A 16,221-nucleotide genomic window follows, 5' to 3' on the forward strand; every position below is an offset into this window, starting at 1 on the left:
TATTGGTTATTGGTTATTGGTTATTGGTTATTGGTTATTGGTTATTGGTTATTGGTTATTGGTTATTGGTTATTGGGAATTGGTAATTGGTAATTGGTAATTCGCCTCAAAATTTACCAATTGCCTATTTAAAAGTAAAAGCTGCAACTGCCAAACAGCCCCAACCGACAATAAAAGCAACTCCGCCCAAGGGGGTGATGGCACCCAGCCATTTGATATCAGTCAAACTCAGGGCGTACAAACTGCCTGAAAAGACTATCGTGCCCACAATAAAAGCCCATCCAGCCACTGCAAAAAATGTTTGAGACTCTTGGGCGCGGTTTAATAATAAAGCGACGAGCAATAGAGTCAGAGCGTGGTACATTTGATAACGGGCGCCGGTCTCAAAAATTGCTAAAGCTCGATCGCTCAATTGATTTTTTAAAGCGTGGGAGGCAAAGGCCCCGCCTGCAACCGATAAACCTCCGAATACGGCTGCGACTGCTATGAAAATTCGCGTTAGGATTAGCGTTGACATAATATTTATTTAATTGGTAATTGGTAATTGGTAATTGGTAATTGGGATGTAAGATCGTGTCCGAAGAGGACGACCATAATTAAGATTGGTTTGTAGTGAGGACTTTAGTCCTCTGATGGATGAGGACTAAAGTCCTCACTACAAACCTTTTTTATTGCGGGTAATTGACTGGACGTGGTATAAGTCAACATCAATAACTTGTCATTGTTAGCGGGAGCGAAGCAATCCCAAAGATGGATGTTCATTGGCTTAACTCGGTGAAGGAAAGGTGCGCAGCGCGCACCCTACGTTTATGATCAAGTCACTTTTTAGCCGATATTTTTAACCTATTTGCGCACAGCTTCCAGCAAGCGAGAATAGTAAAAGCTAGTGCTATTCATGGCTGTTCTGTTAATCACAAAGCCGTTGCTTTCTAGGATTTTGATAATATCTGCTTCGCGGTGCTGGTAAGCGCGGGTAGTTTTGCTCGGGCCGGGGAAAAGTTCGCCAAATTTTTTGAGGGCGGTAAGTGCTAAAGTTTTGGGGGCAAAACTGAGAATTAGTCGCGATTGGGCGATCGAACTTAGGTGAGCGATCATTTGCGCAGCCTTATTTTGAGGATAGTGGATCAGCACGTCCAAACAAATAACCGTGTGGAATTTGCCCGTTAAAGCTTCCAAATCTTGGGCGGCGAAGGAGATGTTGTACAGCTTGCCAGGAACGGCTGTCGATCGATCGTAGGCTTCTGCTACCATCTTGTCAGAGATATCGCTAGCACAAACAATTGCCCCAGCCTCAGCTAGGGGAATGCTCAGAGATCCCACACCGCAGCCGGCATCGCAGACACCAAGCCCGCGCAAATTGCCGTCTGCTTGCAGCCATTCGATGACTGTATCCACCGTTTTCTGGTGCCCGGTGCGGATGTCTAGCTGCACTTTGTTGACTTTGCCGTCGCCGTAAATTCGCTGCCAGCGATCGAATCCCGTCGAGTTAAAATACTGTTTAACTATAGTCTTGTCGTCTACCAAATTCATCGATCTGCCTGCTGCTGAGTTATTGCCAACGGTTAGATATTATAACACTTATGCTGTAAAATTATGTGCGTTTGGTAATTGGTAATTGGTAATTGGTAATTGGTAATTGGTAATTGCTCGCCCGCGTACCTCACGAAAATTGAGAACCACTATTATATAGCAATCATGAACGTCAGTTATCAAAGTGGTTCAGGCACTTGGATCGTAAACAGGCTACGAGCAACATCCCACAAGTCATTTAGGATTGCTATTATATAGCAATCTGGAGCGGACAACGCGCAAATTGGAACAACCGATTTCAGATTTTAGATGAAAATGGCCAATCTCAAATCTCAAATCTAAAATCCCTTAAAGAAGTCGGTGCCAAGTCAATTCTTTTGTCGCCTCATTTAAATTCCAGCGCAACAATTGAGTGGCCGGTTGGCCGATAATTCCCGAAAGCCCGTTAGCGAAGCCCTCGAAGAGGATCGCCTTTCTGGGAGATTCAGTTGCGAGGGCGATCGCACTTTCGGCGTCACAAATCCCCCACTTCACCAAATTCTGCACTCCCGCCAACAGCGGCAGAGTTGTACCTGCTAAAGTAGCAGATTCCAGGGGCGAGTGGTAATCCAATCTTACCCAAGCGGTACCTTTTCTGACTTCAATTTGTCGGGAATCCCAAGGATAAACACCGTCAGGTAAACCCAAAGGAGCCAAAGCATCGCTCACTAAAAACACACCTGTTTGGTACCGGCCAGCGCGCAGCAAAAAATCGATCATTGTCGGAGAAACGTGCTTCCCGTCAGCAATTAAACCGCATTTTACTCCCGGATAAACGATCGCCGCTCCCAACAAACCCGGTTCTCGGTGGTGCAAACTCGGCATCGCATTAAAAGCGTGAGTTACCATGGAAGCTCCTTGGGCAAATGCTTGCTGTGCTTGCTCTGCCGTCGCTTGGGAGTGTCCGAGACTGACGGCAATTCCCAAACTTTGCAAATAGGGAATGACTTCGCCAGTGGTGTCTAACTCCGGCGCTAAAGTCATTATTTTGACAATATCGGCACAATCTCCTAAAACTTTCTTGACATTTTCTATAGTTAGCGGTAGTAAAAACTCAACTGGGTGAGCTCCTCGCTTCTGGGGGTTGAGAAAAGGGCCTTCGAGGTGAACGCCGATAATTTCGGCTGTTTTGGGTTGATTGGTGGCGGTAGTGGCGGTTTTTGCTGTGCGGATATAATCAGCTATCGTCGAGAGCGATCGCCTAAACTTATCCAGTGAAGTTGTCACCAAAGTCGGCAAAAAAGCATCGACTCCCTGATACCATAAAAATTGACAAATTTTTGGTAAAACTTCAATATCCTTGCTTTCTAAATCGGGGAAAGCAAAACCGAGGGCCCCGTTAATCTGCAAGTCAACACCGCCCAGAGAAAGCCAATCGCCTGCTGCATCAAGCAATTGCAAATTGGGAGGAGAAATTCGCTTAAATACTTTGTCCATCCGGCAAACTTCTTGAATGATGCCCGTTTCGTCAACAGCAATCATCTGCAAATCCTTGCAACCGGGGAGACGAGCATTGAGAATATCTGTGGGGGCGGCAGTTGGGGTTGTGGCTTCAGTCATCCGATTTTAGATTTTAGATTTTAGATTTTAGATTTTAGATTTTAGATTTTAGATTTTAGATTTTAGATTTTAGATTTGCTCGCCTTGATAAATCTAGGGGCTGGTTATGAGGATGCGGAGCTTTTTGCTTTCTGCACTCTTGGCTTGTGACCAAATTGCTTTCGAGCGTCAGTGTTGCTACAAAATCTCTCAATTTTAGTTAACGCCATAATTTTAAATTACCATTAATCAGAAATCTCACATCTTAAAATTGCATGAATCAACCGACAGTTGGAATTATCATGGGTAGCGATTCGGATTTGCCTACCATGAAAGATGCGATCGCCGTTTGCGAAGAATTCAATGTACCATGCTCCGTAGCGATTGTCTCCGCCCACCGCACCCCCGAGCGCATGGTGGAATACGCCCAAACCGCCCACCAACGGGGCTTGAAAGTCATTATCGCAGGTGCCGGAGGAGCGGCGCACCTCCCGGGAATGGTAGCATCTTTAACACCCTTGCCCGTAATTGGCGTGCCGGTACTGAGCCGCCACCTGCAAGGGGTAGATTCGCTGTACTCGATCGTGCAAATGCCAGCCGGGATACCAGTGGCAACAGTGGCGATCGGCAATGCTAAAAATGCGGGCTTGCTGGCCATTCAAATATTAGCAGTTTCCCAGCCTGAATTGCTGCTTCGAGTCCTGGATTACCGCAAAACTTTGTCCGAATCTGTAATGAAAAAACAAACTCAGCTAGAAGAGCTAGGCTATCAGAACTATCTCAATCTGAACAAATAATCTATAAACTTTTGTAGTACAATTGGAAAATTTTCGGAATCTTGCTGAGCTGATTAGTTGTAAAGAGGGCGAAAATGATTAAAATGACTGTCGGAAAGAAAAACTCGAAACAAGTTAGGCGGGAGTCTTTGAATTTGCCAGCAGCTAACTTTTTGACGAAAGTCAACAGGTTCAAGAAATTACAAAGGGCGATCGCCCGCCGAAGGGAGAGCTGGCAAGCCTGCATCCCTTTAGCTGCCATCATCGTCTTGATGTGGGGATATGCGGCGGTAGCCCAAACCCCTCCCAAGCCAAGCACTGAGGAACAATTGGCCAGCCTCAAGGTGGGGATGGATACCATGTGGGTGATGGTGACTGGGATGCTAGTGTTCTTTATGAACGCCGGTTTCTCTATGTTGGAAACAGGTTTCTGCCGCCAAAAAAATGCAGTTAACGTGCTGGCAAAAAACTTGATTGTTTTTGCGCTGTCTACGATCGCATTTTGGTCGATCGGCTTTGCGTTAATGTTTAGCGACGGCAACGGTTTGATCGGCAACAGCGGCGGATATTTCCTGTGGAATATAGCTGACAACAGCCCCGCCACAGGAGATGCTTACAAAGGCATTTTCAGCGCATTAAACTGGACGGGAGTACCCCTTAACGCGAAATTCTTTTTCCAATTAGTTTTTGCGGGAACTGCGGCCACGATCGTTTCTGGGGCCGTTGCAGAGCGCATTAGATTCCTTGATTTCTTAATTTTCAGCTTGCTGCTAGTAGGCATTGCTTACCCAATTACCGGACACTGGATTTGGGGCGGTGGCTGGCTGTACAAAGCAGGTTTCTACGATTTTGCCGGTTCGACAGTGGTTCACTCGGTAGGCGGTTGGGCTGCTTTGATGGGAGCGGCATTTCTCGGGCCGCGGATCGGCAAGTACCGCAACGGCGAGACTGTGGCGATGCCGGGACACAATATGAGCATTGCTACTCTGGGCTGTTTGATTCTGTGGTTGGGTTGGTTCGGGTTCAATCCCGGTTCGACAATGGCACTCGATCCCAATGCGATCGCCCACATTGCCATCACCACCAACACTGCGGCTGCTTTCGGGGGAGTTGCTGCCACAATTACAGCTTGGCTGTATCTCGGAAAACCTGACTTGTCGATGATTATCAACGGCATCCTCGCCGGCTTAGTCGGGATCACAGCGGGCTGCGCTTGGGTCAACGTGCCCAACTCTGCCATTATCGGCGCGATCGCGGGCATCCTGGTAGTTTTCGCCGTAACTTTCTTCGACAACTTGAAAATTGATGACCCTGTAGGTGCAACTTCAGTTCACTTAGTCTGCGGCATCTGGGGAACTCTAGCAGTTGGCTTGTTTGCTGACGGCCCTGGAACTGGGATTTATAGCGCAGGCGCAGTCCCAGCAGCCGGATTGTTCGTGGGTGGGGGTATCGCTCAACTCTGGGCGCAGTTGGTGGGCGTTATCTCTGTAGGCGGGATGACCGTGCTGCTGACTACGATTTTTTGGGCTGCACTGAAAGCTTTGTTGGGTATCCGCGTTTCTGCTGTAGAGGAGGCTGAAGGTTTGGATATCGGCGAACACGGGATGGAAGCTTACAGCGGGTTTGTGAAGGAAACGGGATCCGGGAACAGAACTGAGGGCGGCTACGGCGGTTATCCTGGGGGTTCTGCGGGCAGGACTACCAAACTTTAGAGCAAACTGCTTTGGCGATCGCTCGATCGACCAATTGATCTTTCGTGCCCTAGATTAAGCATAGCGATCGATGATTTAGACGAAAAGCGCTGGCAATAATTGGCTGACAAGGTGCACCAGATGCAGGTGAATGGGGAGATTTGAGGGGTTGAGGTCGATTCACGATCCCGATAGCTGCGCTAACCTGACTTTTGGTAAATTGACGTCCGGGGCGATCGCACTTTAAAATCTTTCCATCAAATCTTTTTCGGTGGCATAAACATCTCGTAGCTGTTGCAGGGCTGAAGTAGAAATCACCGATTTAACTGTAGCTACCAATTTCCCCCACTCAAACAAGCAGTCAACTGAAACAGCCGCCTGGAAGTTGTGGGTATAAAATTTCGTCCAAAATCCCGGTGCTTGCTTGCCTTTCCAGCGTTTGTACCATCGGCCAAAATCTTGATGGGAAGGCGGATTTACTTCTAAAATTGGGGGGAAATCGGCGTAGCTGACAAACCGGCTGATGCCTTTGGCGTGGACGTACACCATGTAGCGGCAGCATTCGATCCGGTAAATGTCGTCTGTTGAGATGTTGAAAAGCAGTGCTACTGTGTCTTCGGTGACGAATCTCGCCAGCGGATGCAGCAATGGCGATTTGTGGATAATTTTTGATTCGCCGATCGCCGATGATTTTCTCGAAGTATCTGATATCATGGTAAGTACCTATTCTGATTGTAGATAAGTCTGGTAGGTCTTTAAGACAGCTAGTAACTGTCTAAATTAGGTTTTAAAGACGATCGCCCTTTAGTTTTCCATGCCGGGGGGCGATCGGCTTTTTTGATATGCTTATTCTAAGGTGGCATTACACCAAGTGTCAAGTATGGGTTTAGTTAGAGTCAAAGTTAGAGAATTAGCAGCCGAGAAAGGCTGGACGTTTAAGGAAGTCTCTGAACGATCGGGAGTCTTGTATAATACGGTAAAACATTATGCCCGCTGTCAATCTATGTCAAAGGTTGACTTTACTTCTCTGCTGAAGTTAGCTCGCACGTTTGATGTGATGATTGAGGATGTGGTCGAGGTTTTGGAAGAATAGGTCGATCGCTCTTTAGTCCTCCAAACCGAGAAGCGCTCGCTTTTCTATGTATGCAATCATAAAACGCAACTGCATTATTTGTCAAGCATGGGTTTAGTCAGAATCAGAGTTCGAGAACTTGCCGAGGAGAAAGGCTGGACGTTCAAGGAAGTCTCAGATCGTTCTGGCGTGGTTTACAGTACGATCACAACTTATGCTAGGCGATCGTCGATATCAATGGTTGATTTTACGGCTATCTACAAGTTAGCGCGGGCGTTTGACGTGATGATTGAGGATTTGGTTGAGATTATTGAGGAATAGGTCGATCGGCTTTTTAGATATCTAATATTAAAAGACAGCAGATTGTCATTTGTCAAGTAAGTATGAGCAAAGGGTTAGTGAGGTTGCGGATTCGGGAGTTTGCGGCTCAGAACGGCTGGACACTTAAGGAAGTCTCCGATCGATCTGGCGTTGGTTACAGTACCATCAGGAACTACGCCCAATGTCAAGGGATGACAACCGTTAACTTTGCCTATCTGCACAGATTGGCTCGGACTTTTGATGTGATGATTGAGGATTTAGTCGAGATTTTGGAAGAATAGCTGAAAGTCCGTGAGTCTTGTAGACTGAGAACGGGCTTTCGGTTTGTATGTCCTATTATATGACGCAATTGCATCAACTGTCAAGCATGGGTTTAGTCAGGCTGAAAATTCGAGAACTGGCGGCTGAGAAAGGCTGGACACTGAAGGAAGTGTCCGATCGTTCTGGGGTAATTTACAGTACAGTCAGAAGTTATGCTCGTCGTCCTGAAATGGCAATGGTTGATTTTACAGCAATCCACAAGTTAGCGCGGACTTTTGACGTGATGATTGAGGATTTGGTTGAGATTATTGAGGAATAAGTCGATCGACCTTTCCACGTTTTTACTATAATCCTTGTCTTGCGTCTTGTCAAAACGCGCTTAAACATTTTGCATCGCAGCTAAGAGCTCAGCTTAAAGATGCTAAGATTTAGTCGAAGTTGTTCATCTCCGGTTATTTTTGTGACACGAGCCAGTACCGCCATTGGAGTCAGCCCGATTATCAAGGATCTTGTGCAGAAAAAAGCGCTAGCAACCCGACTAACGCTGAAGGAAATTATCTATGTAGGGATGCTGGCGATCGATGATTTAGATGAAAAGCGCTTGCAAGAATTGGCTGACAAGGTTCACCAGATGCAGGTAAATGGGGAGATTTGAGGGGTTGAGGGCGATTCCGGCTCAAGATAGCAGCGCCGCGCGTACTTTGGTAAATTGACGTCCGGGGCGATCGCATATTCAGAAATTTTGCCGCCAATATTTTTCATATATATAAGCATCTCGCAGTTGTTGCAAAGCCGTTTCTGACAACAGCGATTTCACTACAGCTACCAAATTCCCCCATGCAAGCTGTTTATCCGCAGCAGTAGCGTTTTTGAATTGATGGGTGTAAAACTGTATCCAAAAACTAGGTGCTTTTTTGCCTTTCCAGCGTTTGTACCATCTGCCAAAGTCTTGAGGTTTCGGTAATTCTACTCCTAAAATTGGCGGAAAATCGGCATAGCTGACAAACCGACTGATACCTTTGGCGTGGACGTAGACCATGTAGCGACAGCATTCGATCCGGTAAATCTGGTCTGTTGAGATATTGAACAGCAGTGCAACAGTCTCTTCGGTGACAAATCTTGCCAAGGGATGAAGGACTGGCGACTTGTGGATAATTTTCGAGCAAGCGAAGGAGCTTGATTTTGGCTGAAATGCTGCTATCATCGTGATTGAGACAGCTACTAACTGTCTGTTTAAATTTTTAAGTAAATTTTCAAGGCGATCGCCCTTTAGTTTTGCAGACGGGAGCGAGCGCTTTTTTGTTGACTTTTCAAGTATAGCATGATTAACTGAAGTTAGTCAAACTTATTTGTACTTAATTCAACTAAAGATGCTAACATCAGGGAAAGTTGTTATTGATAGTTGATTATTCTTCGTGGCTAAAACTAATACGGCGATCGCGGTAAGTTCCGCAATCAAGGAAGTAATTCAAAAACAGGCGCTAGCGACGAGGCTAACCCAGAAAGAAGTCGTGTACTTGGGAATGCTGGCAATTGATGCACTGGATGAGAAAAGCCGCCAAGAGTTGGCAGATAAGGTGCATCAAATGCAGGTAAACGGTGACATTTGAGGGGTTGAGGTCGATCGCACTTTTGGTAAATTGACGGGAGGGGCGATCGCACTTCTCAAAACTTCAAGAACTGACGAGCTTAGCTTTTTGATTGCTTGTATGCTCTTAGCCAGTTTAAGCCCCGCTTAGCACCTAGTTTTTTCTGCATATCTTCCAGAGAAGTGTAAACACGCTGATCGCGGATCAGCTTTGCGTATCCATCTTTAACTCCAGGGATTGAGGTAAGGGGAGATTTTGGATTGTTAATAAAATCCAAGAAATCTGTAACGTCTTGAGGCTCAACAACCCTTTCATTCAACTTTGACTGTAAAACAGCTTGTTCAATAGCCTTTTCTGCTTCTGGTTGTTTAGCTGCAATGACAAACACCCACATCCTGACTAAATTAGCTATCTTAGCTGCTTCATAAATCGGTAAACCTGTTAACAAATGGTATTTATCTTCTTCATCGGTGAGACAAACAATAGGCAGAGACAGGTTAAATTTCCAATCTGTTAGAGATTGGGAAACTTTTTTGATAATTGAGATTGACGTACCTGAATTTTCTTGAGCAATTTCTATCTGATTTAAGACTACAAAAGAAGGTTGGCTCTCAATTTCTTTGTAAAAGTTAACCATGTTGCTTACTGCTATTCCTTTCTAAGTTATCTATTTGGTTGACTATTTGTTTGGTCAAAGTTGAAAATTGTGCTGCTACACTACTCGCTGTTCTATTATGCTCAGCAAATAAAGAAAGAGGTTTGCGCTCATGAGAAGCTTGACCAACAGCGGTAGCTCGCTTTATCTCTAGAAGAAGAGGGATATCTCGAAACACCTTAGAAACTAAAGCTTTTATAGTAGTGTGTAGCTTGACATTTTCAACCATCATAGGAATAATTCCTATGATATTTCCTCTTTTACCATCGGTATTATCGTGAATCTCTTCTGCATTTTTTATGGGTTTCCTAATTGCATATACTGAAAGATACTCCATTTGTGACGGTATAATGACATACTGAGCTGCAATAAGACCATTCTGGGTCACAGTAGTCATGGTAGGAGGGGTGTCAATAATTACATACTCATAATCCTTTGACAAACCTGATTTCCAAAGGGCCTTGTCAAGCTTGTTATTGCAATAAACACCTAATTTTAAAATGCTACTGTCTTTTGTTTTGTAACTGCTTGGGAGAACATCTATTTTTCCCTTTGTACCATGAGAAAGACTGAGAATTTCATTTAAAGATGAAGGTTGAATATATTCCTTATAGCTAAAACCGTCTTCTTCACAGTCTTCTAAGAACTCAATGAGCTCTTTTCTGTTTTTAAAAGAATCCAAAATATGGACAAAATCTTTCAAATTTGTAGCCCGATCTAACTCATCAGCTTTATTAACTCCCAAAGATAAACTAGCATTAGCTTGCTCGTCCAAGTCAACAACTAAAACTCTATTACCTATTTTAGCTAATTCATAAGCGATGTTAACGACTAACGTTGTTTTTCCAACTCCACCCTTAGCTGTATAAATTGCAATTGTACGCATTTTAATTGTATCCAAAAAAAATCTAACGAAATTTGCTACTGGTTGAACTTGTTCTGGGTTTTCTATATTGTGCTTACACTTTAGAGTTGCGAGTCCTTCTGTATATTCGTAAATCTCCACTGAAAATGGGTCAATCAGTATCCCAAATCTTGTACGAGAGTATTTCAGATACGTTTCTAACTGAATACGAGCTGCCGCATCAAGTTTGGTTTTAGCCGTCTTAATTTCAACCAGAAAGTTAATATACCTACTCAAATCTTCTACTAAGAAATCAACCTCTTTTTGAGTCCAAACTATCTGACCATTGGCAATCAGCCTAGGCACTTTAAGCTTAAACTCTGGAATCCAATGAGAATAACTGCTCTTGCGAGGCAAACCCGCCATCTCCAGGATTGTCTGAACCAGATGCAGAGACACATAAGCTTCGTTATTCCAGTCAGGGGACAGTTTAGCCATGTATTAAATCTGAGCAGTTTCTCTATTATTGCTGAAAATGAGGTTTTTAGGACAAATCGATCGCCCTCAGAGTCCTGATTAACAGCTTCAATTAACCAAAACATCTCAAAAAAATCCCCCGCCAGAAGGCAGGGGATTTAATTTAATTACCTACAAAACCAGAGTTCGGAGTTATCCGAATTTCCCGGCCGTCGAGGCAATTACAAAGGCTGCGTAAGTGAAGACGTTGCCCACAGTAAAGTGAACTAAGCCAACCAAACGACCTTGGACGATCGACAAAGCAACAGGCTTGTCTTTCCAGCGAACCAAGTTGGCCAAAGGAGTGCGCTCGTGAGCCCAAACCAAGGTCTCGATCAACTCTTGCCAGTAACCTCTCCAAGAGATCAGGAACATGAAACCAGTTGCCCAAACTAGGTGTCCGAATAAGAATATCCAGGCCCAGATAGACAGGTTGTTAGTACCGTACGGGTTGTAACCGTTGATCAATTGAGAAGAATACAGCCAGAGGTAATCGCGGAACCAGCCCATCAGGTAGGTAGAAGACTCATTGAACTGAGCCACGTTACCTTGCCAGATGCCTAGGTGCTTCCAGTGCCAGTAGAACGTTACCCAAGCTAGGGTGTTCAACATCCAGAAGACAGACAGGTACATGGCGTCCCAAGCAGAGACATCGCAGGTACCGCCACGGCCTGGGCCGTCGCAAGGGAAAGCATAACCGAAGTCTTTTTTGTCCGGCATCAGCTTAGAACCGCGTGCATCCAGAGCGCCCTTGACCAAGATCAAGGTGGTGGTGTGCAAGCCGAGTGCGATCGCGTGGTGAACCAAGAAATCGCCTGGTCCGATCGCCAAGAACAAAGAGTTAGTAGAGCTATTGATGCCTTCCAACCAGCCTGGGAGCCATACGTTGCCGTAGTTGGGCCAAGCAGTAGCAGCAATGCTGTCTGGGTTGGAAAGAAGCACGTCCATGCCGTACAGAGCCTTCCCGTGAGCAGCTTGGATGAACTGTGCGAACACTGGTTCAATCAAGATTTGCTTTTCAGGAGTTCCGAAAGCTACTACAACGTCGTTGTGAACGTACAAGCCGAGAGTGTGGAAGCCCAAGAACAGCGATACCCAGCTCAAGTGAGAGATAATCGCTTCTTTGTGCTGCAACACGCGATCGAGCACGTTGCCTTTATTAGCTTCAGGATCGTAGTCCCGCACCAAGAAGATAGCTCCGTGGGCGAAAGCGCCGACCATGATGAAACCAGCAATGTATTGGTGGTGCGTGTACAACGCAGCCATCGTCGTATGATCCTGCGCCATGAAAGCGTAAGGAGGCATCGAGTACATATGCTGTGCAACCAGGGAGGTAATCACGCCTAAAGCAGCGAGGTGCCAACCTAATTGGAAGTGCAGAGAGTTGTTGTAGGTCTCATAAATGCCTTGGTGAGGCATATTGAAAGGGCCTTCAACTTTCTTACCAAAGAAGTCTTTGGCGTCGCACATTTCTTTGATGCTGTGACCGATACCGAAGTTAGTCCGGTACATATGACCGGCAACGATAAACAGAACTGCGATCGCCAAGTGGTGATGAGCAATGTCTGTGAGCCACAGAGATTCTGTTTGAGGGTGGAAGCCACCCAAGAAAGTCAGAATTGCAGTTCCCGCGCCTTGGGAAGTACCGAACACGTGACCCGCTGCATCTGGGTTCTCGGCGTAAACGCCCCAGTTACCAGTGAAGAACGGAGCCAAACCTGCTGGGTGAGGCGGGGTAGACAGGAAGTTGTCCCAACCTACGTGCTGTCCGCGAGATTCGGGGATAGCGACGTGAACCATGTGACCAGTCCAAGCCAAAGAGCTGACACCGAACAAACCAGCCAAGTGGTGGTTGAGGCGAGATTCAGCATTCTTGAACCAAGACAAGCTCGGGCGGTACTTCGGTTGGAGGTGCAACCAACCTGCGAACAGCATGACAGAAGCCAACAGTAGCAAGAAGATAGCTCCTTGATACAAGTCGCCGTTTGTCCGAACCCCTTGGGTGTACCACCAGTGGTAAACACCTGAGTAGGAGATGTCCACTGGGTTAGAAGCGCCCGCTTGAGTGAAAGCTTCTACTGCTGGAGCACCGAATTGCGGGTCCCAAATCGCGTGAGCGATCGGGCGGACGTTTAGAGGGTCTTTAATCCACTGTTCAAAGTTACCTTGCCATGCTACGTGGAACAGGCTGCCCGAAGTCCACAAGAAAATGATTGCTAGGTGGCCGAAGTGAGAAGCAAAAATCTTTTGGTAAAGATTTTCTTCGGTCATGCCATCGTGGCTTTCAAAGTCGTGCGCTGTGGCAATCCCGTACCAGATCCGCCGTGTGGTCGGGTCTTGGGCAAGGTCTTGGCTAAATTTTGGAAATTTCGTTGCCATAAGCCTTGATTAATCCTGAATCCTGAACAAAGTTGAAGGGATTCGGTTCGGAGTTTGGATTCTTGATTTGAGATTCTTCCCAAATCTAGAATCCAAAACCTAGGGGTAGTTTACCCTACCGAAATGATTCGCGCTAGGAAAAATGCCCACGTAGTGACAATTCCTCCCAGGAGGTAGTGAGCTACGCCCACAGCCCGACCCTGAGTAATGCTCAGAGCGCGAGGCTGAATCGAAGGAGCTACCTTGAGCTTATTATGAGCCCAAACAATGGACTCAATCAGTTCTTGCCAGTAGCCGCGGCCGCTGAACAGGAACATCAAGCTGAAGGCGAACACGAAGTGTCCAGCTAGGAACATCAGACCGTAGGCCGACAGTGCCGAACCGTAGGACTGAATTACTTGAGAAGCTTGCGCCCACAAGAAGTCCCGCAGCCAACCGTTAATCGTGATCGCACTTTGTGCGAAGTTGCCACCGGTGATGTGAGAAACTGTGCCGTCTGGCGATACTGTTCCCCACACGTCCGATTGCATTTTCCAGCTAAAGTGGAAAATCACGATCGAGATGCAGTTGTACATCCAGAACAAGCCGAGGAACACGTGATCCCAACCAGAAACTTGGCAGGTGCCGCCACGGCCTGGGCCGTCGCAAGGGAACCGGAAGCCCAAGTTACCTTTGTCAGGAACCAAGCGAGAACTGCGTGCGAACAACACGCCTTTCAAAAGAATCAGAACTGTAACGTGAATGGTGAAAGCGTGGATGTGGTGGATCATGAAATCCGCCGTACCCAACTCGATCGGCATCATCGCTACTTTGCCACCGACTGCTACTACACCGCCGCCAAAAGCATGGCTGACGATTTCCATAGCATTAGGAGCTGTGTTACCAGGAGCCAAGGCGTGGATATTTTGAACCCATTGGGCAAATATCGGACGCAATTGGATACCGGTATCTGAGAACAAATCTTGAGGACGACCGAAGGCCCGCATTGTATCGTTGTGAACGTACAAACCGAAGCTGTGGAAGCCTAAGAATATGCAAACCCAGTTGAGGTGAGAGATGATTGCATCTCTATGGCGGAGTACGCGGTCGAGCAAGTTATTAACGTGCTGAGCCGGATTGTAATCCCGCACCATGAAAATTGCTGCGTGAGCGGCTGCTCCAACAATCAGGAATCCGCCGATCCACATGTGGTGGGTGAACAGGGATAGCTGAGTCGGGTAGTCAGTCGCGATGTACGGATACGGAGGCATCGCGTACATATGGTGAGCCACGATGATGCTGATAGAGCCCATCCAGGCCAAGTTCCACGACAGTTGAGCGTGCCAAGACTGCGTGAAGATTTCGTACATCCCCTTGTGGCCTTCGCCAGTGAAGGGGCCTTTGTGAGCTTCCAGAACTTCTTTGAAGCTGTGGCCAATGCCCCAGTTCGTGCGATAGAAGTGACCTGCGACGATGAACAGCACTGCCAAAGCTAAGTGGTGGTGCGCTGTATCGGTCAGCCACAGACCGCCCGTGGTGGGGTTCAGACCGCCTTTGAAGGTCAGGAAGTCTGTGTATGCGCCCCAGTTGAGGGTGAAGAAGGGCGTTAGACCTTTAGCGAAGCTTGGGTAGATGTCTGCCATCAAGCTCGGTGTCAAAATCCAGTCCTGTGGCAGGGGGATGTCAGCAACTGTTTTGATCAGCTTGCCGCCCACTGTCAGCGGTGCACCTGCATCGATCGCGTCCATGCAAGCGTTGATCGGCAGCGAAACGTGAATTTGCTGTCCCGCATACCCCAAGCAACCGCAGCCTAGCAAACCTGCCAAGTGGTGGTTCATCATCGATTCTACGTTCTGAAACCATTCCAGTTTCGGAGCGCGGACGTGATAGTGGAACCAACCGGCAAATAGCATCAGGGCTGCCATTACCAAGGCGCCGATCGCAGTGCAATATAGCTGGTATGAGTTAGTGATGCCGTTGGCGCGCCACAGTTGGAACAGACCAGAGGTGATCTGAATCCCGTGAAAGCCGCCGCCTACATCTGCATTTAAAATTTCTTGACCAAAAATCGGCCAAACCACTTGAGCGCTGGGCTTGATGGCTGTAGGATTTGTCAGCCAAGCTTCGTAGTTGGAGAATTTAGCGCCGTGGAAATATGCGCCGCTCAACCATACGAAAATTACTGCCAAGTGGCCGAAGTGAGCGCTAAAGATTTTGCGCGAAACGTCTTCTAAATCACTTGTATGACTGTCGAAGTCGTGAGCGTTAGCGTGGAGGTTCCAAATCCAAGTGGTGGTTTTTGGCCCCTTAGCTAGAGTGCGATCGAAATGTCCCGGTTTAGACCACTTCTCGAAGGAAGTTGGAACGGGATCTTTATCGACTACTACTCTAACTTTTACCTCTCGCTCTGGAGGACTAATGGTCATGAAGACTCTCCTCTCGGTAAGACAAGGAACGAGAACTGAATACTGTATCTGACATTCCCCGCGCTTAATTCAGCGGGGGATTCTCGGCTACCCGAAACAGCTTGCACTTCACTCTTTGCAGAGTTAGATGCCGGTGCATCGTCTCCCCAAGCATTTTGCTTCTTTGTAAAGAAGCCAGTTTCCCAGTGTCGCTAACAATGTCCCTGGGTACTGCCCACTCTTCTCGCCAGATCGGCAGCCGATCGCCTCCTTGATTCAGGTTTGATGCGGCTGCTCCTTTTGAGGGAGTTTTATGAATTATAAGCCTGCTAGAGAAGTATTAATCGCTTGTTAACAATACTTAAAAAAGCCTCAATTCTTGATGGAATAACCCCTTTAAATTCCACAGCCCCTCAAAAAAGTCAAGGGGTATTGCCATTAAGTTTACAAAACTCAAAGATAAAGCAATTGAGGAATACTCATTTATAGAGAGATGTTTAAGAAAACGGCTGGGGCAGCTATTAGTGGGATCGGATTGGTTGCCCGCGCAGCCTAAATCCGGGGCAGAAGGCCCCCCGAATTCCCGATCGGCAATTCCCCGATACTAAATTCAGTTTTGGGCTAT

At 46.8% G+C, this 16,221-nt stretch carries 17 protein-coding genes; 8 read left to right on the plus strand and 9 right to left on the minus strand.

Annotation, left to right across the window (positions count from 1 at the left end):
* Window positions 1-124: 124 nt before the first annotated feature.
* From QUB64_RS21685 to nagA, 3 genes are all read right to left on the minus strand, one after another.
* Entirely contained in the window at window positions 125-517 is a 393-nt protein-coding gene (locus QUB64_RS21685) for a DUF423 domain-containing protein (RefSeq protein ID WP_333275377.1), read from the minus strand.
* A gap of 326 nt (window positions 518-843) precedes the next feature.
* Window positions 844-1,530 carry a magnesium protoporphyrin IX methyltransferase gene (bchM, locus tag QUB64_RS21690; protein WP_333275379.1) on the minus strand — a complete coding sequence of 229 codons (687 nt, stop codon included), beginning with the start codon at window positions 1,528-1,530 and terminating at the stop codon, window positions 844-846.
* A 348-nt stretch (window positions 1,531-1,878) separates the two neighbouring features.
* Window positions 1,879-3,129, minus strand: a complete 1,251-nt coding sequence (nagA, locus tag QUB64_RS21695; RefSeq protein ID WP_333275381.1) for an N-acetylglucosamine-6-phosphate deacetylase — start codon at window positions 3,127-3,129, stop codon at window positions 1,879-1,881.
* A 254-nt stretch (window positions 3,130-3,383) separates the two neighbouring features.
* Here nagA and purE point away from each other — a divergent pair, with 254 nt between their 5' ends.
* Together purE and QUB64_RS21705 are read left to right on the plus strand one after the other, a co-directional pair.
* The gene (purE, locus tag QUB64_RS21700; protein WP_333275383.1) at window positions 3,384-3,905 is read left to right on the plus strand and encodes a 5-(carboxyamino)imidazole ribonucleotide mutase; all 522 of its coding nucleotides are present in this window, start codon (window positions 3,384-3,386) and stop codon (window positions 3,903-3,905) included.
* A gap of 83 nt (window positions 3,906-3,988) precedes the next feature.
* On the plus strand, window positions 3,989-5,596 hold the full coding sequence (locus tag QUB64_RS21705; RefSeq protein ID WP_442921690.1) for an ammonium transporter: 1,608 nt from the start codon (window positions 3,989-3,991) through the stop codon (window positions 5,594-5,596).
* A 222-nt stretch (window positions 5,597-5,818) separates the two neighbouring features.
* On the opposite strand, the gene QUB64_RS21710 is transcribed toward QUB64_RS21705, so the two are convergent.
* On the minus strand, window positions 5,819-6,289 hold the full coding sequence (locus QUB64_RS21710; protein ID WP_333275388.1) for a hypothetical protein: 471 nt from the start codon (window positions 6,287-6,289) through the stop codon (window positions 5,819-5,821).
* A gap of 166 nt (window positions 6,290-6,455) precedes the next feature.
* On the opposite strand from QUB64_RS21710, the gene QUB64_RS21715 reads away from it, so the two are divergent.
* The 5 genes from QUB64_RS21715 (at window position 6,456) to QUB64_RS21735 (ending at window position 7,884) form a co-directional block, all read left to right on the plus strand.
* The gene (locus tag QUB64_RS21715) at window positions 6,456-6,668 is read left to right on the plus strand and encodes a helix-turn-helix domain-containing protein (protein WP_293135488.1); all 213 of its coding nucleotides are present in this window, start codon (window positions 6,456-6,458) and stop codon (window positions 6,666-6,668) included.
* 87 nt (window positions 6,669-6,755) lie between these two features.
* Window positions 6,756-6,968: a helix-turn-helix domain-containing protein gene (locus QUB64_RS21720; protein ID WP_333275391.1), complete on the plus strand. Its 213-nt coding sequence runs from the start codon at window positions 6,756-6,758 to the stop codon at window positions 6,966-6,968.
* Window positions 6,969-7,030: 62 nt separating this feature from the next.
* A complete protein-coding gene (locus tag QUB64_RS21725; RefSeq protein ID WP_293135490.1) occupies window positions 7,031-7,249 on the plus strand; it encodes a helix-turn-helix domain-containing protein in 219 nt (72 codons plus the stop codon).
* An 86-nt stretch (window positions 7,250-7,335) separates the two neighbouring features.
* Window positions 7,336-7,548 carry a helix-turn-helix domain-containing protein gene (locus tag QUB64_RS21730; protein ID WP_293135518.1) on the plus strand — a complete coding sequence of 71 codons (213 nt, stop codon included), beginning with the start codon at window positions 7,336-7,338 and terminating at the stop codon, window positions 7,546-7,548.
* A 141-nt stretch (window positions 7,549-7,689) separates the two neighbouring features.
* Window positions 7,690-7,884, plus strand: coding sequence for a hypothetical protein (locus tag QUB64_RS21735; protein ID WP_265239051.1), 195 nt, complete (start codon window positions 7,690-7,692; stop codon window positions 7,882-7,884).
* Between the two features lie 78 nt (window positions 7,885-7,962).
* Here the strand turns inward: QUB64_RS21735 and QUB64_RS21740 are convergent, their stop codons facing one another.
* On the minus strand, window positions 7,963-8,433 hold the full coding sequence (locus QUB64_RS21740; RefSeq protein ID WP_333275394.1) for a hypothetical protein: 471 nt from the start codon (window positions 8,431-8,433) through the stop codon (window positions 7,963-7,965).
* Between the two features lie 211 nt (window positions 8,434-8,644).
* Here QUB64_RS21740 and QUB64_RS21745 point away from each other — a divergent pair, with 211 nt between their 5' ends.
* Window positions 8,645-8,839 (plus strand): hypothetical protein, encoded by a 195-nt coding sequence (locus QUB64_RS21745; RefSeq protein WP_333275395.1) that lies wholly within the window; start codon window positions 8,645-8,647, stop codon window positions 8,837-8,839.
* A 79-nt stretch (window positions 8,840-8,918) separates the two neighbouring features.
* On the opposite strand, the gene QUB64_RS21750 is transcribed toward QUB64_RS21745, so the two are convergent.
* The 4 genes from QUB64_RS21750 to psaA form a co-directional block, all read right to left on the minus strand.
* Window positions 8,919-9,455, minus strand: a complete 537-nt coding sequence (locus QUB64_RS21750; protein ID WP_333275397.1) for a hypothetical protein — start codon at window positions 9,453-9,455, stop codon at window positions 8,919-8,921.
* Window positions 9,448-10,815, minus strand: a complete 1,368-nt coding sequence (locus QUB64_RS21755; RefSeq protein ID WP_333275400.1) for a ParA family protein — start codon at window positions 10,813-10,815, stop codon at window positions 9,448-9,450. The genes QUB64_RS21750 and QUB64_RS21755 overlap by 8 nt, the downstream gene beginning before the upstream one ends.
* Window positions 10,816-10,986: 171 nt before the next feature.
* A complete protein-coding gene (gene psaB / locus QUB64_RS21760; protein ID WP_333275402.1) occupies window positions 10,987-13,212 on the minus strand; it encodes a photosystem I core protein PsaB in 2,226 nt (741 codons plus the stop codon).
* Window positions 13,213-13,322: 110 nt separating this feature from the next.
* Window positions 13,323-15,617 carry a photosystem I core protein PsaA gene (gene psaA / locus QUB64_RS21765; protein ID WP_333275404.1) on the minus strand — a complete coding sequence of 765 codons (2,295 nt, stop codon included), beginning with the start codon at window positions 15,615-15,617 and terminating at the stop codon, window positions 13,323-13,325.
* Window positions 15,618-16,221: the final 604 nt, after the last annotated feature.

It is taken from the genome of Microcoleus sp. Aus8_D2 (assembly GCF_036702665.1).
Classification (GTDB): domain Bacteria; phylum Cyanobacteriota; class Cyanobacteriia; order Cyanobacteriales; family Microcoleaceae; genus Microcoleus.

What these genes read in the sequence shown, in the direction of transcription:
- QUB64_RS21715 (WP_293135488.1), top strand. Translation starts at nt 6,456, where the DNA reads ATGGGTTTAGTTAGAGTCAAAGTTAGAGAATTAGCAGCCGAGAAAGGC.
- QUB64_RS21730 (WP_293135518.1), top strand. Translation starts at nt 7,336, where the DNA reads ATGGGTTTAGTCAGGCTGAAAATTCGAGAACTGGCGGCTGAGAAAGGC.
- QUB64_RS21705 (WP_442921690.1), top strand. Translation starts at nt 3,989, where the DNA reads ATGACTGTCGGAAAGAAAAACTCGAAACAAGTTAGGCGGGAGTCTTTG.
- QUB64_RS21685 (WP_333275377.1), bottom strand. Translation starts at nt 517, where the DNA reads ATGTCAACGCTAATCCTAACGCGAATTTTCATAGCAGTCGCAGCCGTA.
- QUB64_RS21725 (WP_293135490.1), top strand. Translation starts at nt 7,031, where the DNA reads ATGAGCAAAGGGTTAGTGAGGTTGCGGATTCGGGAGTTTGCGGCTCAG.
- psaB (WP_333275402.1), bottom strand. Translation starts at nt 13,212, where the DNA reads ATGGCAACGAAATTTCCAAAATTTAGCCAAGACCTTGCCCAAGACCCG.
- QUB64_RS21720 (WP_333275391.1), top strand. Translation starts at nt 6,756, where the DNA reads ATGGGTTTAGTCAGAATCAGAGTTCGAGAACTTGCCGAGGAGAAAGGC.
- purE (WP_333275383.1), top strand. Translation starts at nt 3,384, where the DNA reads ATGAATCAACCGACAGTTGGAATTATCATGGGTAGCGATTCGGATTTG.
- QUB64_RS21755 (WP_333275400.1), bottom strand. Translation starts at nt 10,815, where the DNA reads ATGGCTAAACTGTCCCCTGACTGGAATAACGAAGCTTATGTGTCTCTG.
- psaA (WP_333275404.1), bottom strand. Translation starts at nt 15,617, where the DNA reads ATGACCATTAGTCCTCCAGAGCGAGAGGTAAAAGTTAGAGTAGTAGTC.
- QUB64_RS21710 (WP_333275388.1), bottom strand. Translation starts at nt 6,289, where the DNA reads ATGATATCAGATACTTCGAGAAAATCATCGGCGATCGGCGAATCAAAA.
- nagA (WP_333275381.1), bottom strand. Translation starts at nt 3,129, where the DNA reads ATGACTGAAGCCACAACCCCAACTGCCGCCCCCACAGATATTCTCAAT.
- QUB64_RS21750 (WP_333275397.1), bottom strand. Translation starts at nt 9,455, where the DNA reads ATGGTTAACTTTTACAAAGAAATTGAGAGCCAACCTTCTTTTGTAGTC.
- QUB64_RS21740 (WP_333275394.1), bottom strand. Translation starts at nt 8,433, where the DNA reads ATGATAGCAGCATTTCAGCCAAAATCAAGCTCCTTCGCTTGCTCGAAA.
- bchM (WP_333275379.1), bottom strand. Translation starts at nt 1,530, where the DNA reads ATGAATTTGGTAGACGACAAGACTATAGTTAAACAGTATTTTAACTCG.